Below are 23621 nucleotides of genomic sequence, written 5' to 3'. Positions count from 1 at the left end.
GACCATCATGCCGGGCTCAGTCGGCGTTCCAGCCAATCTTCGAATCGGGGAGCGCCGGTTGAGAACGGCGCGAACCGGACCGACATATCCAGGCTCCACCAGTGCTGTTTCTGGTCTTGTCCCTGGTCTTGGGCCAGAACGTTCCGGACCTTGACGGCGTCCTTGGCCGTGCAGACCAAGTGGTCCGTGTTCGCGGCCTTGGCCTTTTGGATCAGCCGGGCGACGTTTGCGCTGGAAAAGGAGTGGTGATCCGCGAAAGCGTCGAAGCGGACCGGCTTGCGGCCCAAGAAGCTTGAAGCCGTGTGCTCCACGGACAACGGGTCGGCCACGCCGCTGAACAGGAGGTAGCGCTGTCCGGCCTGGTCGGGCAGGCAGCTTCGGGCTTCCCCGGTGCGAATGTTGGTCAGGCGCAGGGGCTGTGGGGTGAAGAAAAAGATCGGTTTTTCGTACGTTCCCAGCCGTTGATTGATTCGCTCCCGGAGATCGGCGTTCGCCATGTCCAGGTCCGGAAGCTTGATCAGAAAGGCGTCCGCCCGGGACAGGGCGGACGGACCTTCGCGCCAGGGGCCGCTGGGGACGACTCTGTTCCAGTCGGTTTCCAGGTCCTGGAGGGTCAGCAGGGCCAGATTCACGTCCCTGGCCACGGCCATGTGCTGGAACCCGTCATCCAGCAGGAATAGGTCCGGTTGCCATGTGGCAACGGCCCATTTTCCGGCACGGGCGCGCTGGGGGTCCACCACTATTTTGGCCGCTGGATTGGCACGAGCCAGCAGCAAGGGTTCGTCTCCGGCCTCGTGTGGAGAGGCGTCCGGCTCCACGAGGAAAGGGAGGCGAGAGGGATGGGCGCGGTAGCCGCGGGTCAGCAGCACGCACTGCTTGTTTCTTTCCGCGGCCCAATCCAGCAACCAGGAACAGACCGGGGTCTTGCCCGTGCCGCCCCAGCGGATGTTGCCCACGCTGACGCAGGGTTTGGGTGGCCGCCATGCGGGGAGAACGCCTCGGGCATAGGCGGCGGCGCGCAGGGACATCAAGGCGCTGTACAGCGCTGCCGGGGGGGAGAGGAGACGCATTCGCAACAGCTTCGTAAAATTCGGCCAAAAATCGTGCTCAGCCGTTCGCGGCGGTGCTTGGAATCGATTTCGATAACGAGCACCGCCGCGTCAACACAAGCACGATTTGAGATCGTGGACCGGGATTACATGCCCATGATGTTGTAGCCGGCGTCCACGTAGATGGTTTCTCCGGTGATGCAGGTGGAAAAGTCCGAGGCCAGGAACAGGGCCAGGCCGGCGGCGTCTTCCTGGGTCACGTTACGCTTCAGGGGAGCGCGTTCCTCGACGTGCTTGAATATCTGCTTCATTCCGGAGATGCCCGAGGAGGCCAGTGTCTTCAGCGGGCCGGAACTGATGGCGTTGACCCGGACGCCCCGCGCGCCCATGTCCACGGACAGATAGCGCACGCTGGCCTCCAGGGCGGCCTTGGCCACGCCCATGACGTTGTAGTTGGGGATGACCTTTTCCGCGCCGTAGTAGCTGAGCGCCATGACCGACCCGCCTTCGGACATTTGGGGCTCGAAGGCCTTGCACAGGGTCACCAAGGAGTAGCAGGACACGTCCAGGGCCAGGGCGAAGCCGGCGCGGGAGGTGTCCACGTAGCGTCCGGCCAGGTCATCTCGATTTGCGAAGGCCACGGAATGGACCAGGATGTCCACGCCGCCCCATTTCTCGGCAACCACTTGGGCCGCGGAGGCGATTTCCGCGTCATTGGTTACGTCACAGGGAAAAATGAAGTCCCCGCCCAGTTCCTCGTTAATCGGCTCAACCCGTTTGTAAATGGCGTCGTTGACGTAGTTCAGGGCGATGGACGCGCCCTGATTCTTGAAGATCTTGGCGATGGCGTAGGCGATGCTGCGATCGTTGGCCACGCCAAAGATCAATGCCTTTTTTCCGGATACGAGCATGCGAGTCTCCTTTGATGGTGTTCGCGGGACCGAAAGAGTGTTCAGGGAAAGGTTTTGGGAGGTGGGTCAGGGAAGTTCCAGCCGTTGGCCGGTGAGCATGGCGTAAGCGTCCAGGTAGCGGTCCCGGGTCTGCTCCACGACGTCCGGGGGCAGGTTCGGGCCGGGCGCTTTTTTGATCCACCCGCTTTTGGTTAGCCAATCCCGCAGGTATTGTTTGTCGAAGCTGGGCTGGGAATGGCCCATGGCGTAGCCCTTCTGGGGCCAGAATCGGGAGGAGTCCGGGGTCAGGACTTCGTCGATGAGCAGCAGCTCGTCGCCCACAAGACCGAACTCGAACTTGGTGTCCGCGATGATCAGGCCCAGGCCCTTGGCGTATTCCCGAGCCTGGGAGTAGATTTCCAGGGAAATGCGCTCCACGGCAGCGAACCGATCTTGCCCTAAAATTTCCGCGGCCTTGGCCACGGAGATATTCTCATCGTGCTCGCCCACCTCGGCCTTGGTGGAGGGGGTGAACAGCGGCGGGATCAGTTCCTGGGATTCCTGGAGCCCCGAGGGAAGCCGGTGTCCGCAGACCATGCCGGTGTCCTGGTAGTCTTTCCAGCCGGAGCCGGTGATGTAGCCGCGTACAATGCATTCCATCGGCAACGGGGCCGCCTTGCGAACCAGTACGGACCTACCTTCCAGTTGGTCCGCGTGGGGTTGCAGCGCCTTGGGAAAATCGGCGACATCGGCGGCCAGGAGATGGTTAGGGACGACGGCGCCCATCCGTTCCATCCAGAAAAGGGTGATCTTGTTCAGGACCACGCCCTTGTAGGGGATCGGGTCGGGCAGGACAACATCGAAGGCGGACATCCGGTCCGTGGTCACGATGAGCAGGGTGTCCTCCGAGACTTCGTAGATGTCTCGAACCTTGCCGCGGGAGAGCAGCTTGACGTCGGGCAGGGAGGATTGGGTCAGTATTTTCATGGTGGTTCCGCGATAGCTGGTGAGATGGTGAGTTGGAAACAGCGGGGGCAAAATGCCAGCGGCGGGTTGTCGCCATTGGCTTTCGCCGCGGTCTCTGCCTCTTGCTTGGGGTGGTATATATCGGATTTGCGGGGAATGCGAAAGAGCCGTGTTGGAAAGCTGATGCCTTAATTGAGTGTTTAAAAAGTCTTAACTCAACAGCCCGTTCAAAAACCCCAAGTGCAAGGAGCAAAAAAAGTTCAAGATCGAAGCGTATTTAATGATACGTGAGAGTTTGAACTTTTTGCAGCGACGCAGCAATTGGGAGTTTTTCAACGGGCTGTTAAGCGCGGCGGCACGTCACCGAGCGAGCGTGGGCGTCCAGCCCTTCCAGTGTTGCCAGTCGGGCCACGGCCGGGCCGTGGTCGGCGACATATGCGCAGGACGTGGCGATGATGTTCGACTTCTTGATGAAGTTGTCCACGGAAAGTCCGGAAGTGAAGCGAGCCGTGCCCATGGTGGGCAGGACGTGATTCGGTCCGGCGAAGTAGTCACCGATGGGTTCCGGGCAGTGATGGCCCATGAAAACGGCTCCTGCATTGCGGATCAGCCCCAGAAGTCGCCAGGGATCGTCCACGCACAGCTCCAGGTGTTCCGGTGCCAGAAGGTTGATCAACTCCGTGCCGACACGAATGTCGGGCACAAGGATCAGGGCACCCCAGTCAGCCAGAGATTGCGCGGCGGTTTCCGAACGCGGGAGTTCCGCCAATTGCCTGGAGAGCGCGACCTTGACGTATTCCAGGAGCGACTGGCTGTCGGAGACGAGGATGGAGGCGGCCAGGGGGTCGTGTTCGGCCTGGGAGAGCATGTCCGCGGCCACCCATTCGGGATTGGCGGAAGCGTCGGCCAGGATCGCGATCTCGCTGGGCCCGGCGATCATGTCGATGCCCACCTGGCCCACCAGCAGACGTTTTGCCGTGGTCACGTAGATGTTGCCCGGCCCGGCGATGACGTCAACCGACGGTACGGTCCGGGTGCCGAAGGCCAAAGCGGCCACGGCCCAGGCGCTGCCCAGGCGGTAGACCTCGGTGATGCCCAGCAGGGCCGCTGTTGCCAGAATGTAGGCGTCCAGGGTTCCGTCGGCCCGAGGCGGGGAAACCGCGGCAACGGCGTCCACTCCGGCCACCTGGGCCGGAACGGCATTCATGATCAGGCTGGAAATCAGGGGCGTGGTCCCGCCCTGGCCGCCGGGAACATACAGCCCCACCCGCTCCACGGGACGGACCATCTGGCCGAGGATGGTCCCGTCCGGCTTGGTCTGAAACCAGGAGCGCTGGACCTGCTGCTCATGGAAACTGCGCACGTTGCCAATGGCGGCTTCCAGGATGGCGACATCCTCCGAAGGAATGGAAGCCAGAGCCGCGGACAGGTCGGCCTCTGGAACGCGGATCATGTCCGCCTGAAAGTCGGGGCAGTCGAAGCGGCGGGTGTAGTCGACCAGGGCCTCATCCCCTTGCTTCCGGACCTGGGTTAAAATGTCTCGAACCCTTTGCTCCATGGAAAGTTCGGGACTCCAGCGACCTTTGAGCCAGTCATCCAAGGCAGGCCAGTCGTCCCTGGACGTATAACGTAATTCTCGGCACGGCAAAATGGTGCTCCTTTTCAATTTGAGGTCGAAGTATGAAGATGTGTCGCGTTTGCGCTTCGGAAAAAAGATGGAGGCGCATAGGAACGCGGTGAGTGGTTTGTTTTGAGTCGGGGCGGCGTGTTGAAAAAACAAACGGGCTTCTTTTACGAAGCCCGTTTGTTGAGGTCAATGCTTGCGGGGGGAGGGCGTCAGCGCCAGAGGCTCCAGGCCGCCACGGCCACGGTGACCAGCAGGGTCAGGGTGATGGGCGTGCTCAAGGGCTGGCGGTCGGCGTCCGCGTCGAAGTCGCGCAGCGGCCGATGCAGGGTGCGCAGGACGTGCATGGGGTCCGAAGAAAGGAAGGATACGAAGTCGGCAAAGCGGAAGCTCAGCCGTTCAGCGGTGTCAAAGAAGACGTTCACCCAGCCGATGAAGATCCGACGCAGGTACGGGGCCAGGCGGCGATAAAACCAGTCCACGTCCAAGGAAATCTTGTCCTTGGGCGTCAGCTTGGCCCGCACCAGCCAGAATCCGAGGAAAGTGAAGATCAGGATCTGGGTGGTCTCCACCAGCAAGGGGATGGCGAACGGGGTGAAGTCCATGAAATAAGGCAGTTCGGCATACAGCAGCCCGGGAAAGACGCCGTAGACCACGCAGAGCACGGCCACGCCGGTCATGGCCGCGAACATGCCCGTGGGGATGGGCCGCAGCTGGGCGTGGTGCGTTTTCTCTTCATGGAACCAAGTGTAGTAGGGCAGCTTGATGCCGACCGAGAGAAACGTGCCCACGGAAGCGAAGATGAGCAGGAACTTCACGGCGTAGGCGGAGCTTTCCCCGGCCGCGGTGATGATCATGGTCTTGCTGATGAAGCCCATGAACAACGGAAAGCCGGAGATGGACAAGGCTCCGACCATGTACAGGACCAGCACCCACTTCATTCGCGACGCCAGGGCGCCCAGTTCGCTGAGCTTGCTCGTCCCAGCCGCGTAGAGCACCGCGCCCGTGGCCATGAACATCAGGGTCTTGTAGAGGATATTGCTGAAGGCGAAGGCCGCGGCCCCGTTGAGGGCCAGTTCCGTGCCGATGCCCACGGCGGCGATCATGTACCCGACCTGACTGATGATGTGGTAGGAGAGGATCTCCCGAATATCGTTGGCCAGAAACGCGTAACTCACGCCCCAGAGGGCCATGGCCACGCCCATGATCATCAGGATCGGCCAGCCGGGAAAGAGGACGATGGCTACGTAGACCGCGACTTTGGTGGTAAAGGCGCTGAGAACGCAGGCCCCGGTGATGGTCGCCTTGGGATAGGCGTCCGGCAGCCAGGCATGCAGGGGAACCATGGCCGCGTTGATCATCACGCCGAAGAACATCAGCCAGGCGGCCAGGGATTCACCGGGAGCGAAGCCGTTCTCCGGCAGCAGGAGCGAGCCGGTGGACTGGGCGTGAACGATGATTCCCGCCAGCAGGAGACTGCCGCCGAACAGGTGGTACAGCAGGTAGCGCATGCCGGCCTGTTGGGAGGACTTGGTGCGTCGCGCCCAGATCAGATAGGTGGAACCGGCGGCCATGATCTCCCAGCAGACCAGCAGGGTGAAGAAGTCGCCGCAAAAGGTCACGCCCAGGGCGCCGCCGGCATACAGCAGGGCAGCGGCCTGTTGCCCGGTTTCGCGCATGTGCAGGGCGTACACCCCGCAGAAAAAAGCGATCAGGGCAAAGATGATTCCGAAGACCCGACTGAGCTGGGTGACCTGGAGGACCACCAGCTCGTAATGGGCAAAGGGCATGGTGACCACGGTCCCCAGGGGGATGGTCAGAATGAGGATCAGCGCGGCGACGGGGAAGGCCAGAAAAGCCGCGGGACGGGCATTCTTGGGCAACAGGGGCAGGATGATCAGCCCCAGCCACATGACGAGAACCGGAGGCAGTTCAATGGGCATTGGTGTTTACTTCCTGATCGGTATCTTGGTCTTGCTGAAGAGCGTCGTAGTAGTTCGGCTTCTGGGCGATGAACAGGTTCGCGCAGAACTTGGCGACGAAGATCAGCACGAAGCTGCCGATAAATCCGAACACGGCAAAAAAGCCGGGGATGGCTTCCCACCAGTAATGGTGCTCAATGAATTGGCCGATGACCGAAAGCAAGGTGAGGCCGATAAGAACGATCCAGTGCCATTGTTTCATGGCCAGACTCCCGAAGCGATGAAGACAGCGGGCAGATGGAAGACGCTTTGCGAGATGCCCGCCGCCAGGTCATACAGGTTAAGGAACAGATTGGGTTGTAGGCCCAGCAGGACGGACAAAGTGGCCACGATGCAGATGGGCACGACCATGAAAGGCGAAGCCTCACCGTGCTTTTCCAGGTCCTTGCCGCCGGGGCGGAAAAAGGCCCGCTGGACGATGGGGAAGAAGTAGGCGGCGTTGAGCAGACCGCTGAGCAGGAAGATGCCCAGGATGATGGTCTGGTCCGCGGCCATGGCTCCCTGACAGAGAAACCATTTGCTGACGAAGGCGTTGATGGGCGGAACCCCGGCGAGGCCCAGGGCACCGATGGTGAAGGCCCCCATGGTCCAGGGCATTACCCTGCCGATGCCGTCCAACTGAGAAATCTTGGTTTTGTGCAGATTGACGTAGATCGCCCCGGCGCAGAAAAAGAGGCAGATCTTGGTCGTGGCGTGGTTGGAGAGATGCAACAGTCCGCCGGTGAAGCCTTCGGGAGTGAGCAGAGCCACGCCAAGGACGATGTAGGAGAGGTGCCCCACAGTGGAGTAGGCAAGTCGGCGCTTCAAGTCGTCCTGGTTCAGGGCGATCAGGGAGGCCAGGATCACCGTGGCCCCTGAAAAGGTGGCCAGGATCAGGTTCAGACTGAATTCTTGCATGACTTCCGGCCCGAAAATGAACCCCACGACCCGGATCACGCCGAAGACCCCGGCCTTGACCACGGCCACCGCATGGAGCAGGGCGGAGACCGGAGTCGGGGCGACCATGGCCGCGGGCAGCCAACTCTGGAGCGGCATGATGCCGGCCTTCACGCCGACACCGGCGATGAACAGAATGAAGACAACTTTGATCAGCACGGGGTCGAGCACGATCCCGCCGAAGATTCCGCCGGGGTTGAAGTCCAGCGTGCCAGCGATGGAGTAGGTGATTCCGATGGCAGCGATAAGCAACACGCCGGCGGACATGGCGTAGAGCAGGTACTGGCGGCCGGAACGCATGGCCTCCTGGTTCTCCTTGTGGATAACAAGGGGATAGGTGGCCAGGGACAGAATTTCGTAGAAGATCAAAAAGGTGAGCAGGTTGGCCGAAAAGGCGATGCCGATGGTGGCCGAGAGGCAGACAGCGAAGCTGGCGAAGTAGCGGGTCTGCTTTTTCTCGTTGGCCCCGCGCATATAGCCGATGGAGTAGAACGAGGTCAGAATCCACAAGCCCGAGGCGACCACGGCGAAGAGCATGCCCACGCCGTCGGCCCGCAGCTTCAGGGCGATGTCCGGAGAAGCAGAGATCTGGACTATGGTGAATTCCGCCACTTCCCCAGCCATGACGCCGGGCAGCAGGGACAGAACCAACGGGAACTTGATGAACGCCGCGGCCAAGGTCCAGAACTCGCGCATGTTCGGGCGGTTGCTGCTGGCGTAGATCAGCGGGACCGCCGCCAGGGAAACCAGGACCGCCAGGAAGGGAACCGAGGACGTATAGGTGACGATTTCGTGCATTGGTTTTAGTCCCTTAGAGCCAGCCGGGGATCATGGGCACGATGAGGTTGGAGACGATCCAGGCGTTGGCGAAGCCGAGCACCAGGAGACTGATGGCCAGAAAGAGGGTCGGGATGAGCATGGACGCCGGGGCTTCGTTACGGGCGACGGTCTGCTCGCTGTAATCCACGGCCCCGGGTTCCTGCGGTTTGAGGTACATTCGCTCCATCACCCGGAAAAAGTAGGCGACGTTAAGAATGGTGCTGATCAACAGGGCCGTCAGGAAGATCCAATGAGACTGCTCGATGGCGCCCAGGGCCAGATACCACTTTCCGAAGAAGCCGGCCGTTGGCGGCAGGCCGATCATGGAGATGGCGGCCAGGGTAAAGGCCGCGGACGTCCAGGGCATGGACTTGCGCAGGCCGTTGTTCATCTGGGGGATTGAGCTGTGGCCGAGACGCATGCGCATGTTGCCGCTGACCAAAAAGAGGCAGCATTTCATCACCGCGTGGTTCAGGGCGTGGAGGATGGCGCCGATGAATCCCAGGGGCGAGGCCAGGGCGATACCCACGGCGATGTAGCCGACCTGGGCCACACTGCTGTAGGCCAGCATCCGCTTCAGTTCCGACTGGCAGATGGCCATGATCGAGCCCCAGATGATGCCAGCCGCGCCCAGGTATCCGATGACTTGAAGGAGGTTCAACATCTCGGTGCGCAGGTGGTCCGGGTCCACCACGAAGAACAGAACCCGGAACAGGACATAGGCGGAAACCTTGGTGCCGATGGGCGCGATCAGGGCCGTGGCCGTGGTGGAGGCATGGGTGTATGCGTCGGGCAGCCAGGCGTGCATCGGAAACAGGGCCATCTTCAGGGCCGTGCCCAGGACGATGAGCACCAGACCGACGATCACCGCTGGAGAGTCATGGACAAGGGGCATCAACTGGGCGATGTCCGCCATGTTCAGGGTGCCGGTGCTGATGAAAATCAGAGCCACTCCCAACAGATAGAAGGTCGCGCCCACGGTGCCCATGACCAGGTAGCGGAAGGCCGAGACCACGGCCCGCTTGTCGCCGATGGCGACCAGGGCGTATCCGGCCAGGGCCCCGATCTCCAGGAAGACGTACAGGTTGAAAAGATCGCCGGTCATCACCATTCCGGCCAGGCCTCCCAGAAGCAGCATGGAGAGGCTGTAAAAGGCGATCTCTTTCTGGGGGATTTCGTATTCCACGCTGCGTTTGCCGAAGACCATCACGATGAAGGTGATTCCGCAAAGCAGGGCGCAAATAAAGGCGGAGAGCGGATCCAGGACGAATTCGATCCCGATGGGGGGCATCCAGCCAGCTATGTGGTAGCTGATCCGGCCCTGGGCCAGGGTGGCCTGCATGCCGACCACGGAGAAATACAGGGCCAAGGCTGATCCCAGAACCGCGGTCAGGTGCGCGGCGGCGCGATGCACGGCCCCCACCAGGGGGATGAGCATGGCCGCGAAGAGGAACGTGATCGGGATGAGGACGGGAGCTTGGGAGCTGATCATTTCATCCGCTCCAGGAGGGTTGGTTCGTCAAGGGTTTTGAATTCCCGGTAGATGCCGATGAGCAAGGCCAAGGCCACGCCCAGGGTGACAACGGCCACGACGATGGCGGTGAGCATCAGGGTGTGGGGGAGCGGGTTGAGGTAGAGTTCCGGGTTCTCCACGCCGTAGCGTTTGTCCAGCACGGTCACGCCAGCGCCATCTTTGTAAGCGCTGACAATCCAGAACAAGATCGTACAGGCCGCAACCACGGACATGCCCAGGACTTTTTTCATCAGGTTCTGCTTCATCATCATCCCGTAAAGTCCGATGGTGAACGTAGCGGCCAGAAAGATGTACGCGTAATAGCCTTGGATGAATTCGATCATGGTCAACATCCTAACAGGTCGTCGTAGATGGAGACGAGCGTTGTCATGACGGTTATGGTTACTCCTACCTCGATCATCAGAATGCCGTAGTAGCGCAGGTAGGCGGGATCGAGCCACGGCATTGGGAGAAAGTGGTAGTCCAGAAAGTTGCCTCCGAAAAGAACGGCCACCAGGCCGATCCCCGCGAAGATCAACGCCCCCAGGGCGCTGAGCCGCAGGGTAATCCAGGAGGGCATGATCGGCTGGGACAGGGAGGTTCCCAGGCTTAAACGCAGCAGCAAGATCGCCGCGGCCAGAAGCACGCCGCCTTGAAAGCCGCCTCCGGGACTGTAGTGGCCGTGAAAAAAAACGTAGAGGCCGATGAGCAGAATAACGGGGGAGATGCCCCGGCTGGCCAAGTGGATGATAGGGCTCTCGGTGGGTGCCATCATGGCCGCTTCCTTGCGGCACAATTCCACGTTTCCGCTGCTCATGGCTTCCTCCGTCGGACGTTCAGAATGAAGAAGCAGGCGATCCCGCCGGCAAAGACGACGATGACCTCGCCCATGGTATCAAATGCTCGGTAGTCGGCGAGGATGACCGTGACCATGTTCGGGGTTTTGGTGTCTTCATAGGCATGCTGGATGAAGTAGGTTCCAGCAACCAGAGTGCCCGCGGGGTTGACGTGCTGATGCACCGGAGCGGTGACGTCGCCCCGTGGCGGCAGGCTTGTGACCGCGATGACCAAAATGCCCAGAAAAGCCAGAAGGAGGAAATATTGAAGTGTTTTCAATCTCGACTCTTCCTTGATGTCATGAGGATGGCGACAATGCTGAACACACCCACGGCACCCGCGCCGACCACGGCCTCGGTGAAGGCTACATCGATGGCCCCCAGGGAAACCATGATCGCCGCGGTGAGAAAGCTGAAGATGGTCAAGATGACCGCCGCGGCCAGCAAGTTGCGAACCGAGAGGCCGACGACCGCGGAAACAATCAGGATTACGAAAAGAAGGAATTCTATCATCCAATGCATGGATCAACCCTCGTTCTTAGGGTTTCCGTACCAAGGCTTCATGCCGTAGAGCAGGGCGCGGCGGGCCAGGGCGTGGGCGGCGACGGGGCTGGTAAAGGCCACGAAGACGATGATCAGCAGGAGTTTGGCCGCGTTCAGGGTGAATCCCTCGAATACTGCTAGGCCGGTGAGAAACATCAATATCCCCAGGGTGTCCACTTTCCCGGAGGCATGGGCCCGGGTGAAGAAGTCCGGCAGACGATTGATGCCTATGCTGCCCACGAGCATGAAGAACGTTCCGCCCAGGACGAGAATCACGGCCAGTGCATCTTGAAGAAAGGTCATTTCGTGGCCCTCGCGCTGGAACGAAAATATTTGGCCATGGCAATCACGCCGACGAAGTTCAGGATGGCGTAGCCCAGTGAGATGTCGATGAACATGTCCAGGCGATCGAACATCAGGCCGAAGAGCAGGATCAGGGTCAGGATCTTCGCTCCGACAGCGGCGGATCCCAGCAGGCGGTCGAAGACCGTCGGCCCCTTGTAGACCCGATAAAACGGGATCAGCAGGGCAATGCACAGAACCAAGGCGATGGTGATGAAAAAGGTCTGCATCTATCTCCCCCGTCCGGAAGTGATCAGTTCAATATCACAGCACATGTCCTCACTCTCACACTCCCGCATATACAGCCGGGCCACCCTGGCTTCCATGTCGCCACTGACCAGATCCTCCTCGGTGTCCCGGGTCAAGGCGTGGACCGTGAACAGATTGTCGTCAATGTCCAGGGTCAAGGTGCCCGGGGTCAGGGTGATGGAGTTGCCAAGGATGACCCGGGCCAGAACGTTGGGCTGCTTTGAGGTGAAACGGACGATCATTGGTTCGATGGGCATCTTGGGATGCAGGACCACGTAGGCCACGTAGACCCCGGACTTGATGATCTGCCAGACCAGCCAGAACAGGTAGACGATCAGCCTGGGGATGATGATCCGGGTCGAGCCGCAGGGTTCGTCCTTGGCCAGGGGGATGGAGTTGAGCCTGCCGCTGAGCCAGATGACGAAGGCGACGGAGATGGCTCCCCAAAACAGGTAGATGACGTCGGTTCTGCCGCTGAGAATCAGCCAGATGGCCGACAGGAGCAGGATCTGGAGGATCAGGCCGCGGTGGCGTAGCCAGAAGGATGTGTTGTTCATTGTGCTAAATGGAAACACCCGGTTGAAAAAGAGGAACGGTTGCGTTGCAAGGACAACTTTGCACATTTTGGAACAAGGTGGATGCTTCCTATGTTATCAACGGGCTTGCTGTCAAGAATATCAGCTGGAAAATCAGCTTTTGATGGTGAGATTGTGATTTCGTGAACAAGTAGCACGGGGCAATACGAAGTGGAGGGCGGAAGCTGTTGATAATTGGTCAATCAATGGTTTGCTACCAAGATATATGTGGTCCAGTAGGACTGTTCGACTTGCCAACGCAAAGCCTAATCCTTACCTTCTTTATCCGAATTCGAGTTGAACTTTATCCGCGAGCATCTTCGGAGGTCCCATGACGTCAGATACCCCCAATCAATCCTCATCAAAACAAAGCCTCTCCGCCAAAAAGGCCTCGGTGTTGGGCTCGTCGTCGGCCGGATCAAGAAGTCCGGCATCGCGAAAAATTCTGCTCGGTGCCTGCATCCTGATCGCGGGGGTGATTCTGCTCTTGCTGTTCACCCATTCCGGACCAAAGGACACAAACGCCGAGGCAACTTTCGTCACGCCGGTCAACGGAGACCTGGTCCATTCCGTGGCTCTGTTCGCCGACGGCCAGGCTAGGCATTTCGTGCTGCGCACGGAGGACGGGGTGGGCATCAGGTATTTCGTCCTGCGAACCCCGGACGGCATGATCCGCACGGCTTTTGACGCCTGCGACGTCTGCTGGCAGGCCGACATGGGCTATGTCCAGGATGGCGACGTGATGATCTGCCGCAACTGCGGCATGCGCTTCCCGTCCCGGATTATCGGGGAGGTCCGCGGGGGCTGCAATCCCACGCCCCTGGCCAGCCAGGCGCGTGAGGGCGATCTGGTCATCCGGGCCGGGGACGTGCTGGAAGGTCGGAGGTATTTCGACTTCGGACCAGGGAGCGGACGCGGATGAACCTCAACTCCATCGCCTTCGCTAATATCAAGCGCAGAAAGGCCAAGGCCGCCTTCGTGCTCACCGGACTGCTCATCGCCGTGGCTACGGTGGTCGCCCTGCTCGGTTTGCGTCAGGCCGTCTCGGCGAACATGCTGCTTCAACTGGAGCAATACGGGGCGAACATCGTCATCCTGCCGCAAAGCGACAGTCTGGCCCTGAGTTACGGCGGGATATCCCTGGGCGGCGTGTCCTTTGACGTGCGCAAGATCCACGAGGACGAGCTGCAACAGGTTTATACCATTCCCTACAGCCAGAATATCGCCGCCCTGGGGCCGGTGGTCCTGGGCGTGGTTCAGGCCCAAGGGCACAACGTGCTGTTGGCCGGTCTGGACTTCACCGCCGCGGCGGTACTCAAGCCGTGGTGGCGCGTCATGGGAACGGTTCCCGATCTCGAAAACCAGATCCTGCTGGGAGCGGAAGCGGCCCGCCTCCTGTCCCTCGGTCCCGGCGATGTCCTGCGAGTGGAGGCGGACGAACTGACGGTCTCCGGGGTCCTTGAACCGTCCGGATCCCAGGACGATCACCTGCTGTTCACCCCGCTGCGCACGGCCCAGCGCATTCTGGACAAGGAGGGGCTGGTGTCCATGGCCGAAGTGGCGGCCCTGTGTCACGGCTGTCCCATCGAGGAAATGGTGGAGCACATCTCCATGGCCCTGCCGAACACCCAGGTCATGGCCATCCAGCAGGTGGTGGAAAGCCGGATGCAGGCCATGGATCACTTTGAGAAGTTCGCCTACGGCGTCTGCGGCGTGGTCATCGTGGTTTCCGGCTTGATGGTCCTGGTCTCCATGATGGGCAACGTCCGCGAGCGGGCGTCAGAAATCGGCGTGTTCCGGGCCATCGGCTACCGTCGCGGGCACGTGATGCGGATCATTTTTTTGGAGGCCGGGATTCTCTCCCTGGTGGGGGGGGCTCTTGGCTACCTTTTGGGTTTGGTGGTGACGCGGTTGACGTTGCCCCTGTTCATCATCGGCGAGGTGGACGCATCCCTGGCGCACCACGCCACCCACGGCGATCCGCTGCTGCCCGTTCTGGCCATCGGACTGGCCGTGCTGGTGGGCCTGGCGGCCAGCGTCTACCCGGCCCTGATGGCCTCGCGCATGGATCCCAACGAGGCCTTGAGGGCGATGTAGCAAGCTGCTGAAAAATTCCCGCTGGCTGCGTTGCCCAAAGCGATCAACCCCTCACGTATGAAGCAATACGCTTCGGTCCTGATTGCTTTTTGCGCCTTGCCATCGTGGTTTTTGAACTGCTTGTGAATATGCTCTGTTGAAAATGAACGATTTCAAGCGATTTTACATAAAATGCATGAGGAAAACTTCGTGAGCGACATTATCGCCACTAATTTAAGCAAACAATACGGCCAGGGCGAGGCCGCCGTGACCGCCCTGGACAAGGTCGGTCTGCGCATCGCCACCGGCGAATTCGTGGCGGTCATGGGCCAGTCCGGCTCGGGCAAGTCCACGTTGCTGTCCATCCTGGGCGCGCTGAACACCCCCACGTCCGGAACCCTCACCGTGGACGACCTGAACATCTACGATCTGAACCAGGATCAGCGGGCGGACTTCCGCAGGGAGTACCTGGGCTTCGTGTTCCAGAGCTTCCACCTGCTGCCCTATCTGAATGTCCTGGAAAACGTGATGATCCCCCTGGCCGTGATCTCCGAGCCCCGCAAGCGCAAGGAGGAGCGGGCCCTGTCGGCCCTGGCCGAAATGGGGTTGGACAAGAAAGCCCGACGGCTGCCCAGCGAGATTTCCGGCGGCGAACAGGAGCGGGTGGCCATTGCCCGGGCCGTGGTCAACGACCCGCCGATCCTCCTGGCCGACGAACCCACCGGCAATCTGGACAGCAAGACCGGGGGCGAAGTCATGGACCTGCTCGTCCGCCTCAACGCCAAGGGCCGGACCATCGTCATGGTCACCCACAGCGAGGAAAACGCCCGGCATGCGGGGCGCATTTTGCGCCTCGCGGACGGGCGGTTGCTGGGCGAGTCGGGACGTCCTTAGATGATCAGCCGCGCTCCAGCGCGAAGAGCGCCAGCGCGGCGCGCATGTTCGGCCAGAAGCGGACCGTTCGGGGGTGGTCTTGGCGGTCCAGGTTGACGAACAGTTCCTTGTGCACCTTCCAGCGCTTATCCTGGCATAGGGCCCGGAAGTCCTTGACCGTGGCCAGGCGGATGTTCGGGGTGTCGTACCATTGGTAGGGCAGGGTCGGGTTCACGGGCAGGCGGCCTTTGAACACGATCTGGGAGCGTATCCGCCAGTAGGTGAAGTTCGGGAAGCTGACCAGGACCCGCCGCCCCACCCGCAGGGCTTCGGTCAACAGGTGCAGCGGCCGGGCCGTGGCAAGAAGCACCTGGTTGAGCACCACCACGTCGAAGGCCCCTTCCCGCAAGTCAGTCAAGCTTTCCTCCAGATCGGCCTGGATCACGGACAGGCCGCGGCTCAGACACTCGGCCACGGCCCCCGGCTCCAGCTCCACTCCGCGTTCTTCCACTTCCCGATCCGCTTTCAGACGCAGCAGCAGATCCCCGTTGCCGCAGCCCAGATCCAGAACCCTGGCCCCCTGGGGCGTCAGGCTGATGATGGACCGGTCCAGGGCCCGGTCCCGGGGACGGCTGCGGCTCCAATCCACCTGTTGGGGGGTGACGCGATGGGCGTTCATGACGCGGCCATCCTGGTCAGGCGCTCCAGAAAACCGGCCACCACGTCGCCCATGCGATGGCCGGGCAGCAGGAAGGCGTCATGGCCCTGGTCGCTTTCGATATTGCAGTAGGACACGTCCAGGCCGACCCGGCGCAGGGCCTGGACCAGCTCCCGGGACTGCTCCGGGGGAAAGAGCCAGTCGCTGGTGAAGGAGGCGACCAAAAACGGGCAGCGGCAGCCGGAAAAAGCCGTGGACAGACGACCGTAGGCAGCCTCCAGGTCGAAGTAGTCCATGGCCCGGGTGATGTAGAGATAGGTATTGGCGTCGAAGCGGCGCACGAAGCTCGACCCCTGATGGTGCAGGTAGCTTTCCACCTGAAAGTCCTTGGTCAGGCAGAAGGTACGCCCCTGGCCGTTGATGTAGCGGCGGGAGAATTTGCGGAGCATGGCCTGCTCCGAAAGATAGGTGATGTGTCCGATCATCCGGGCCAGTCCCAGCCCTCGTTCCGGCTGGGCGTCCAGGGAGTAGTCACCTCCGTTCCAGTCCGGGTCGCTCATGATCGCTTGTCGGGCCACCTCGTTGAAGGCGATGGCCTGGGGCGAGAGGCGGGCCGTGGTAGCGATGGGAATGGCTCCGCGAACCATTTCCGGGAAGCTGATGGCCCACTGCAAGACCTGCATCCCGCCCAGGGATCCGCCGATCACGGCCAGCAGCCGGGGCACGCCCAGGTACTTGAGCAGTCGACGTTGAACCTGGACCATGTCCTTGACCGTATAAAAGGGGAAGTCCAGCCCGTACGGCTTGCCCGTGGCCGGATTGATGCTGGACGGCCCGGTGGTGCCTTTGCACCCGCCCAGGAAATTGCTGGAGATCACGAAGTACTTGTCCGTGTCCAGCGGCTTGCCCGGCCCGATCAGGACGTCCCACCAGCCCGGCTTCTCATCCTTTTCCAGACCGTAATACCCAGCCGCGTGGGCGTCCCCGGACAAGGCGTGGCAGACCAGCACGGCGTTGTCCCGTGCGTCGTTCAGTTGGCCATAGGTTTCATACGCCACGGTAACGGGGTGCAAAGTCTGGCCGGACTCCAGGTGCAGGGTTTCTCCGGGGCCTTCGAAGGTGACCGTTTGGGTCCGAACCGGTTCCAGCCGCCGGACCTCGGGTGGTCGAATTTCCGGAAGGGTTTCCGGACGTTTGACAATCTGCGTCATGATGACTCCAAAATTTGGCGCGTGGCCGGGGTCACGGCCGGATTCCCGGTTTGGGGCGCACCGGCAAGACTCGACTCCATGGTTGAGCGATATGAGCGCTTCGAAACCTCGGCTCGCGGCCCGTGTCGTCAATTTTGCGTACAAAAGCGCTCGGATCGTGAAAAATGTCCGAGCGAAGGAGGATCACATACCGGGAGGAGGGGCCTGAACGCTACGGGTGCTCTCAGGCCCTGGCCATGCACCATAATGATGCATCCATGAGGATACTTCGCGGCGTGGGGGCGTTCCGTCGCGGTAGGTGGAAGGCGTGGAGAAAACGTGTGATTCGCATGGCGGCAATTCCCCGAAAAACATGGGATGGGGGAAAACTAGCGCTTTTCGGACGCATGTCAAGAACCGCGGAAAAAACGGTATGCGGCATGGCCGCCGGGCATCCGGCGCGGGGTTTGCGGCAAAATGAAAGCCGGGGGCCGCCACGCGACATCCCCGGCTTTGATTATGTTGGAATGTAGGGATTCTGTGCCCGGTACTCGAGAAATCAGGCGGGTTTCAGTGGAATGCAGATGTCCACGATCCATTTGCCTTCGGGGTGATCTCCCGGATTGTTGTGGTATCGTTCGTAGCAAGGGCCGTCGTCGCAGGCGTATCCTTTTTCCATGAACCAGTTGAAGGCTTCCTGCCAGGCCATTTGAAAGTCGGTGTCCGCGATTTCAAAACGGCACACCGCATAGGGGCCGCCGCGCAGGGTTTGGAGACCGGGGCCGCCGTCGGGTACCGTTCCTTCGGGCAGGCTGATGCAGGCGTCCGTGCGGCATTTGTCCGGCGGCGTGACTTCCGGGTTGTCCCAGTAAACTCCGAGCACGGTTCCGGATTCCAAATAGCCGCGAGGCCCTGCCCAGGCCATCAGTTCCCCGAATGCTTTTTCGCAGGTTTCGTGTCCGTACGCGCCCAGCTTGCGGACGTAGGCCACGCGGTACGCGGGCATTTCCTGAATGCTTCCTTCCATGATCAACTCCTTCTCGTTTGCGGGGTTATGAAATAAAAGGCTTCCGGTGAACAACATGCCCGCAGCATAAGGGGAGTCGGGCGAAGAGGCGTTTCCCTGCTTGCCGAAAGTGTTTCCCTGCTTGCTTTTTCTGTAGGAGGAGGGACTGAGGCCAAAGCGCTGGCGAAAGGCTTTGGCAAAGTTCTGGGAACTGGAAAAACCGCATTCCAGGGCAATGTCCGTGATGCCGCGGTGAGGCGCTTGTTCAAGTTTGTTCGCGGCCCGCTCCAGGCGTAGTCGTCGAGTGAAGGCGGCCACGCTTTCGCCTGTGAGGATGGTGAAGATGCGGTGGAAATGAAAAGAGGAGAACGCTGCTGAACGGGCGATCTCTTCCAGGGGAAGATCCCTGTCCAAATGTTGGTTGATGTAGTTCATGGCTTCGCAAATGCGCTTGCGGTAGTCCAGGAGGGTGACCGGGGTCGTGGATATGGCGGGTTTGGTCGTCATGGGGAAGAGGCCTCAAAGATTCGCCCGCAAGCGCTTCGAAGCTGAAACACGGATGGCTTTTCATGCCTTGTCCGTGAGGCTAAATGACTTAGCGCAGTTTCTGGGCGGGATTCAGGAAAAAGCCCGCTGCTACACCATCCAAGGCCAAAGATAAACCAGCCCAGCCACTGGCCCAGGGGAGATATGTGCTTACGTCTGATTTGTCTTGGTTGATGCGTGGGCTATACCGTAATCGTAATCGAAGTCGGGATTGAAGTTGAACGTTATTTCAAACAAGATGGCCGAAAAACGAAGACGGGACGCAATATTTTCCGATTTCGATTTCGACATGTTGGGCTCAAGAACAAGTTTGTCCGGCGTTGTGAAAAAATCGCCGGTTTGCCCTCCCTTGGCATCCACGAACCATGAGAGCGATCATGTCCTCCTTGAAACATACTGACACGCCGGAAAAGTCGAGAGCCTCGGAAGCTGCCGAAGCTGCCGGGGTCGTGTTCCACGCCGAAGCACTGACCAAGATTTACCGCATGGGCGAGGTGGAGGTCTTTGCCTTGCGTGGGGTGGATCTGGACTTGTACCGCGGTGAATTCGTGGTTCTGCTGGGGCCTTCGGGGAGCGGCAAGTCCACGCTGCTGAACATCCTGGGCGGATTGGACCGGCCCTCCAGTGGCACGGTCCGTTGCCAGGGGCTGGATCTGGTTCAGGCCACGGAGCGGGAGCTGACCCTGTTTCGCCGTCGGGTCGTAGGCTTCGTTTTCCAGTTCTACAATTTGATCCCCAGCCTGACGGCCCGGGAAAACGTGGCCATTGTCACGGAAATCAGCACGGACCCCATGACTCCGGAGGACGCCCTGAGCCTGGTGGGGCTGTCCGAGCGGCTGGATCATTTTCCGGCCCAGCTTTCCGGCGGCGAGCAGCAGCGGGTGGCCATCGCCCGGGCCATTGCCAAGCGCCCCGAGGTGCTGCTCTGCGACGAACCCACCGGGGCCCTGGATTCTTCCACCGGCATCGCCGTGCTGGAGGCACTGAACCGGGCCAACCAGGACCTGGGCACGACCACCGCGGTGATCACCCATAACGCGGACATCGCCCGGATGGCCGACCGGGTGATTTCCCTGAGCAACGGGCAAATCGCCTCGGTGGTGGTGAACCGGGACAAGAAAGCACCTCGGGAGCTGTCCTGGTGAGTCGCTCATGAGCCCCCAAGTGAGCCCCAAAATGAGCTCCCTGACCCGCAAGCTGCTCCGTGAACTCTGGGGGATGCGCGGCCAAGCCCTGGCCATCGCCGTGGTCATTGCCGGCGGGGTGGCCACGCTGATCATGTCCCTGACCAGCCTGGAATCCCTGACCATGACCAGGGACGCCTTTTACCGGGACTACCGGTTCAGCCATGTTTTCGCGTCCCTGAAACGCGCTCCGATCTCCCTGGAGGAGCAGATCCGGGCCATACCCGGCGTGCAGACCGTGGAGACGCGCATTCTGGCCGGGGCCAACCTGGACATTCCCGACTACCATGACCCGGCCACCGGGCTGTTTCTCTCCCTGCCCGACGGGCGCAACGCCGAGCTGAACCGGCTGCATCTGCGCGAGGGGCGGCTGCCCCGGCCCGGCCGGGACCGGGAAGCCGTGATCGGCGAGGCCTTTGCCGAAGCCCACGGCTTTCGGCCCGGCGACTCCCTGGCCGCGATCATCAACGGCCGACGTCAGGAACTGACCATCGTGGGCATCGCCCTGTCCCCGGAATTCATCTACCACCTCAAGCCTGGAGACCTGTTCCCGGACTTCGAGCGGCACGGCATCTTCTGGATGAACCGCGCCGCCCTGGCAGCAGCCTACGACATGGACGGGGCCTTCAACGACGTGGTCCTGTCCCTGACCCGCGACGCCCGGACCGGCGACGTGCTGGAACATCTGGACCTCCTGCTGGCGCCCTACGGCGGGCAGGGGGCCGTGGGCCGCGAGGACCAGCTTTCCCATCGCTATCTTTCCGTGGAGTTGGACCAGCTGGCCACCATGGCCACTTTGTTTCCGACCATCTTTCTGGGAGTGGCCGCCTTTTTGCTGAACGTGGTCTTCACCCGGCTGATCAGCACCCAGCGCGAGCAGATCGCCATTCTCAAGGCCTTTGGCTACTCCAATGCGCGGATCGGAACGCACTACGCCCAGATGGTCCTGCTGATCTCTCTGCTGGGACTGGTGCTGGGCATGGCCGCCGGTGGCTGGCTGGGACAGCAGTTGGCCGAGATTTACCGCACCTTTTTCCGCTTTCCTTACCTGGACTACCACCTTTCCCCGAGAGTAGCCGCCCTGGGGGCCCTGGTCACCCTGGCCGCCGGTCTGTTCGGAGCGCTGTTCGCCCTGCGCGGAGCCGTGCGCCTGCCGCCGGCCGAGGCCATGCGTCCGGAACCGCCGCCGATTTTTCGCACCGCCCTGGTGGAACGCCTGGGCGCGCGGCGTCTGCTGGGCCAGACCTCGCGCATGGTCCTGCGGAACATGGAACGTCGACCGGTCAAGACCCTGCTGTCCGTGGCCGGCATCGGCCTGGCGTGCGCCATCCTGATGGTCGGTCGGTTTCAGGAAGGGTCCGTGGACTACCTGATCAAGGTGCAGTACGGCCTGGCCCAACGCGACGACCTGATGGTCACCTTTGTCGAACCCACGTCCCGGCGGGTCCTGTTCGAGCTGGCGGCCCTGCCGGGGGTGACGCTGGTGGAGCCCATGCGCATCGCCGGGGTGCGGCTGCATCGCGGCCATGTAACCCACCGCACCAGCATTCAGGGACTGGAGCCGGACAGCGACCTGCGCCGCATCCTGGACGACCGGCTGAACGTGGTCGCCCTGCCGGACCACGGGCTGGTGCTCAGCGATTATCTGGCCGATGTTCTGGTCGTGGGACCCGGAGACATGGTGGAGGTGGAATTCCTGGAAGGCCGCCGGGAGCGCCTGGAGGTCCCGGTGGCCGGAATCGTGCGCGAGTTCACCGGTTCGGCGGCCTATATGGACCTGGACGCCCTGAACCGCATGCTTCGGGAGGGCCCGGCCGTATCCGGCGCCTATCTGGCGGTGGATCCCGAGCTGCGCGGCGAGGCGGTCCGCGCCCTCAAGGACGCGCCCCGGGCGGCCAGCGTCACGGACCGGCAAACCGCCATCCGCAACTTCTACGATTCCATGGCCGACATCGTACTTACCTTCGCTTTTTTCAGCACGCTGCTGGCCGGTAGCATCGCCTTCGGGGTGGTCTACAACAGCGCGCGGATCGCGTTGACCGAACGTTCCCGGGAAATGGCCAGCCTGCGGGTCCTGGGATTCACCCGCGGCGAGGTCGGCGCCATCCTGCTGGGCGAGCTGGCCTTGATGACCGTCATGGCCATCCCCCTGGGTTTTCTGATCGGCATCGGGCTGATCGCCTACATCGTCCACGGCATCGACTCGGAACTGTACCGCATCCCGATGATCCTTGAGCCGCGTATTTTCGCCTTCGCGGCCACGACCATCCTGGCGGCCAGCGCCCTGTCCTGGCTGGTGGTGGCCAGGCGATTGAATAACCTGGACCTGATCGGCGTACTCAAGACCAGGGATTGACGTCTTTTCATCAACCCAAAAAAGGAATCGCCCTCATGAACTGGCGCAAGCGCATCCTGATTCTTCTGGCGGTGGTCGCCGGGGCCGTGCTTCTGGCCCTGGGCTTTCGTCCCTCACCCATCCTGGTGGACACGGAACAGGTTTCCCGGGGGCGGGTGGAAATCGTGGTGGAAGAAGAAGGGCGGACCAGGGTCAGGGACCGGTACGTGATTTCCGCGCCTTTGGCGGCCCAGGTTCGCCGGATCACCTGGGAAGTGGGGGACGAGGCGCAAGCCGGCGAGGTGGTCGCCGTGCTCGGGGCCCTGCCCGCGACGACCCTGGACGTTCGGGCCGAGGCCGAAGCCCGGGCCAGAATCCGGGCCGCCGAAGCCGTGATGACCATGGCCGAGGCGGAATTGGACGCGGCCGCCTCCTTGGCTGATCGCACCGCGAGCGAATTGGCGCGGTTGCGACGGTTGGCCGGGCAGGAAGTGATTTCCCACAGCGAGCTGGAACAGGCTGAGACCGAGGCCGACCGGGCCGAGGCCATGAAACGCTCGGCCCTGTTCAGGGTGCGCACGGCAGAGTTCGACCTGGAGGCGGCGGAAACGGCACTGCGGTATTCCGGTCGCGACCGGGAAGACGCGGAAGGGCTGGTGGAGCTGCGGGCTCCGGTTTCCGGTCGGGTGCTGCACCGGTTCTTTCAAAGCGCCCGGGTGGTTCAGCCGGGAGAATCGATCCTGGAGATCGGGGATCCGGCCGCGCTGGAAGTGGAGGTGGACGTGCTGTCCTCGGATGCCGTGCGCTTGGAGCCGGAGATGCGGGTCCTGCTGGAGCGGTGGGGCAGTCCCGAACCGTTGGAAGGCCGGGTGCGCCGGGTGGAACCGGTGGGCTTCACCAAGGTTTCGGCTCTGGGCGTGGAGGAGCAGCGGGTGCTGGTCGTCGTGGACCTGACTTCGCCACCGGAGCAGTGGATCAGACTGGGCCACGGGTACCGGGTCAACGCCCGGTTCCTGCTCTGGGAGGCCGAAGATGTGCTCCGGGTGCCGACCAGCGCCTTGTTTCGCCATGGCGACGGTTGGGCCGTGTTTACGGTCCGGGACGACCGGGCCCGGATGCGGATCGTGGAGCCGGGCCAACGCGGAGGCTATTGGACGCGGATCATCTCCGGAATCGAGGAAGGCGAAACCGTGGTCGTCCATCCGGACCGCGGGCTTCATGACGGTGCCCGGGTCCGTTTACGCGGCAATGGTGGCGGATGAGTCCGACCCGGTCCCTTCGCACCCGGCCGCGAGCTTCAGGCAGGACTTTAACCGCATCGCGCCAAATCCAGCCTTTTCCGCAATAATTTCTGCATGTTAACCTGGCCCTTTGCGTAAGACCCTACTGATATCTCTGCTTTTTTGTCAAAAAAACGTTTAATTTTATA

24 protein-coding genes are annotated in these 23621 nt (G+C 61.6%); 6 read left to right on the top strand and 18 right to left on the bottom strand.

All coding sequences use genetic code 11. The features are described from left to right. Positions 1–5: 5 nt before the first annotated feature. The 15 genes from lpxK to C6366_RS06520 form a co-directional block, all read right to left on the bottom strand. The gene (lpxK, locus tag C6366_RS06590; RefSeq protein ID WP_107736546.1) at positions 6–1070 is read right to left on the bottom strand and encodes a tetraacyldisaccharide 4'-kinase; all 1065 of its coding nucleotides are present in this window, start codon (positions 1068–1070) and stop codon (positions 6–8) included. A gap of 125 nt (positions 1071–1195) precedes the next feature. Beyond that, positions 1196–1960 carry an enoyl-ACP reductase gene (locus tag C6366_RS06585; RefSeq protein ID WP_107736545.1) on the bottom strand — a complete coding sequence of 255 codons (765 nt, stop codon included), beginning with the start codon at positions 1958–1960 and terminating at the stop codon, positions 1196–1198. A gap of 66 nt (positions 1961–2026) precedes the next feature. Further along, positions 2027–2926 (bottom strand): phosphoribosylaminoimidazolesuccinocarboxamide synthase, encoded by a 900-nt coding sequence (locus C6366_RS06580; protein WP_107736544.1) that lies wholly within the window; start codon positions 2924–2926, stop codon positions 2027–2029. A 322-nt stretch (positions 2927–3248) separates the two neighbouring features. Then, positions 3249–4553, bottom strand: coding sequence for a histidinol dehydrogenase (gene hisD / locus C6366_RS06575; protein WP_199221447.1), 1305 nt, complete (start codon positions 4551–4553; stop codon positions 3249–3251). A gap of 188 nt (positions 4554–4741) precedes the next feature. Further along, positions 4742–6472 (bottom strand): Na(+)/H(+) antiporter subunit D, encoded by a 1731-nt coding sequence (locus C6366_RS06570; RefSeq protein WP_233248418.1) that lies wholly within the window; start codon positions 6470–6472, stop codon positions 4742–4744. After that, positions 6462–6713: a hypothetical protein gene (locus C6366_RS06565; RefSeq protein WP_107736543.1), complete on the bottom strand. Its 252-nt coding sequence runs from the start codon at positions 6711–6713 to the stop codon at positions 6462–6464. The genes C6366_RS06570 and C6366_RS06565 overlap by 11 nt, the downstream gene beginning before the upstream one ends. Beyond that, positions 6710–8245 carry a monovalent cation/H+ antiporter subunit D family protein gene (locus tag C6366_RS06560; protein ID WP_107736542.1) on the bottom strand — a complete coding sequence of 512 codons (1536 nt, stop codon included), beginning with the start codon at positions 8243–8245 and terminating at the stop codon, positions 6710–6712. The genes C6366_RS06565 and C6366_RS06560 overlap by 4 nt, the downstream gene beginning before the upstream one ends. A 13-nt stretch (positions 8246–8258) precedes the next feature. Continuing rightward, a complete protein-coding gene (locus C6366_RS06555; protein ID WP_107736541.1) occupies positions 8259–9758 on the bottom strand; it encodes a complex I subunit 5 family protein in 1500 nt (499 codons plus the stop codon). Then, positions 9755–10123, bottom strand: coding sequence for a cation:proton antiporter subunit C (locus tag C6366_RS06550; RefSeq protein ID WP_233248417.1), 369 nt, complete (start codon positions 10121–10123; stop codon positions 9755–9757). Before C6366_RS06550 ends, C6366_RS06555 begins: the two co-directional genes overlap by 4 nt. Positions 10124–10125: 2 nt before the next feature. Continuing rightward, on the bottom strand, positions 10126–10596 hold the full coding sequence (locus C6366_RS06545; RefSeq protein ID WP_233248416.1) for an MnhB domain-containing protein: 471 nt from the start codon (positions 10594–10596) through the stop codon (positions 10126–10128). Further along, positions 10593–10895 carry a hydrogen gas-evolving membrane-bound hydrogenase subunit E gene (gene mbhE / locus C6366_RS06540; protein ID WP_107736540.1) on the bottom strand — a complete coding sequence of 101 codons (303 nt, stop codon included), beginning with the start codon at positions 10893–10895 and terminating at the stop codon, positions 10593–10595. Before mbhE ends, C6366_RS06545 begins: the two co-directional genes overlap by 4 nt. Next, complete coding sequence (locus tag C6366_RS06535; protein ID WP_028571201.1) at positions 10892–11137, bottom strand: hydrogenase subunit MbhD domain-containing protein; 246 nt, start codon at positions 11135–11137, stop codon at positions 10892–10894. The genes mbhE and C6366_RS06535 overlap by 4 nt, the downstream gene beginning before the upstream one ends. 3 nt (positions 11138–11140) lie before the next feature. After that, on the bottom strand, positions 11141–11461 hold the full coding sequence (gene mnhG / locus C6366_RS06530; protein WP_107736539.1) for a monovalent cation/H(+) antiporter subunit G: 321 nt from the start codon (positions 11459–11461) through the stop codon (positions 11141–11143). Then, positions 11458–11730 (bottom strand): monovalent cation/H+ antiporter complex subunit F, encoded by a 273-nt coding sequence (locus C6366_RS06525; RefSeq protein ID WP_107736538.1) that lies wholly within the window; start codon positions 11728–11730, stop codon positions 11458–11460. The genes mnhG and C6366_RS06525 overlap by 4 nt, the downstream gene beginning before the upstream one ends. Next, positions 11731–12306, bottom strand: coding sequence for a Na+/H+ antiporter subunit E (locus tag C6366_RS06520; protein WP_158269677.1), 576 nt, complete (start codon positions 12304–12306; stop codon positions 11731–11733). Positions 12307–12655: 349 nt separating this feature from the next. Here C6366_RS06520 and C6366_RS06515 point away from each other — a divergent pair, with 349 nt between their 5' ends. The 3 genes from C6366_RS06515 (at position 12656) to C6366_RS06505 (ending at position 15294) form a co-directional block, all read left to right on the top strand. Beyond that, a complete protein-coding gene (locus tag C6366_RS06515; protein WP_107736536.1) occupies positions 12656–13246 on the top strand; it encodes a DUF2318 domain-containing protein in 591 nt (196 codons plus the stop codon). Then, on the top strand, positions 13243–14421 hold the full coding sequence (locus tag C6366_RS06510) for an ABC transporter permease (RefSeq protein WP_107736535.1): 1179 nt from the start codon (positions 13243–13245) through the stop codon (positions 14419–14421). Before C6366_RS06515 ends, C6366_RS06510 begins: the two co-directional genes overlap by 4 nt. A gap of 189 nt (positions 14422–14610) precedes the next feature. After that, the gene (locus C6366_RS06505) at positions 14611–15294 is read left to right on the top strand and encodes an ABC transporter ATP-binding protein (protein ID WP_233248415.1); all 684 of its coding nucleotides are present in this window, start codon (positions 14611–14613) and stop codon (positions 15292–15294) included. A gap of 4 nt (positions 15295–15298) precedes the next feature. On the opposite strand, the gene metW is transcribed toward C6366_RS06505, so the two are convergent. From metW to C6366_RS06490, 3 genes are all read right to left on the bottom strand, one after another. Further along, positions 15299–15952: a methionine biosynthesis protein MetW gene (metW, locus tag C6366_RS06500; RefSeq protein ID WP_107736533.1), complete on the bottom strand. Its 654-nt coding sequence runs from the start codon at positions 15950–15952 to the stop codon at positions 15299–15301. After that, positions 15949–17142, bottom strand: a complete 1194-nt coding sequence (locus C6366_RS06495; RefSeq protein WP_107736532.1) for a homoserine O-acetyltransferase — start codon at positions 17140–17142, stop codon at positions 15949–15951. The genes metW and C6366_RS06495 overlap by 4 nt, the downstream gene beginning before the upstream one ends. Before the next feature lie 538 nt (positions 17143–17680). Beyond that, the gene (locus C6366_RS06490; protein WP_107736531.1) at positions 17681–18634 is read right to left on the bottom strand and encodes a GyrI-like domain-containing protein; all 954 of its coding nucleotides are present in this window, start codon (positions 18632–18634) and stop codon (positions 17681–17683) included. A 524-nt stretch (positions 18635–19158) separates the two neighbouring features. Here C6366_RS06490 and C6366_RS06480 point away from each other — a divergent pair. Genes C6366_RS06480 through C6366_RS06470 form a run of 3 tightly spaced genes read left to right on the top strand, consistent with a single transcriptional unit; the run spans position 19159 to position 23454 of the window. After that, positions 19159–19818, top strand: coding sequence for an ABC transporter ATP-binding protein (locus tag C6366_RS06480; RefSeq protein WP_368731478.1), 660 nt, complete (start codon positions 19159–19161; stop codon positions 19816–19818). 31 nt (positions 19819–19849) lie between these two features. Then, positions 19850–22213 (top strand): ABC transporter permease, encoded by a 2364-nt coding sequence (locus tag C6366_RS06475; protein WP_107736528.1) that lies wholly within the window; start codon positions 19850–19852, stop codon positions 22211–22213. Positions 22214–22248: 35 nt separating this feature from the next. Next, entirely contained in the window at positions 22249–23454 is a 1206-nt protein-coding gene (locus C6366_RS06470) for an efflux RND transporter periplasmic adaptor subunit (RefSeq protein ID WP_107736527.1), read from the top strand. Positions 23455–23621 lie beyond the last annotated feature (167 nt).

The organism is Desulfonatronum sp. SC1 (genome assembly GCF_003046795.1).
In the GTDB taxonomy this organism is placed as follows: domain Bacteria; phylum Desulfobacterota; class Desulfovibrionia; order Desulfovibrionales; family Desulfonatronaceae; genus Desulfonatronum.
Note: the sequence above shows the minus strand (reverse complement) of the source record. Positions and strands in the feature narration are given on the sequence as shown.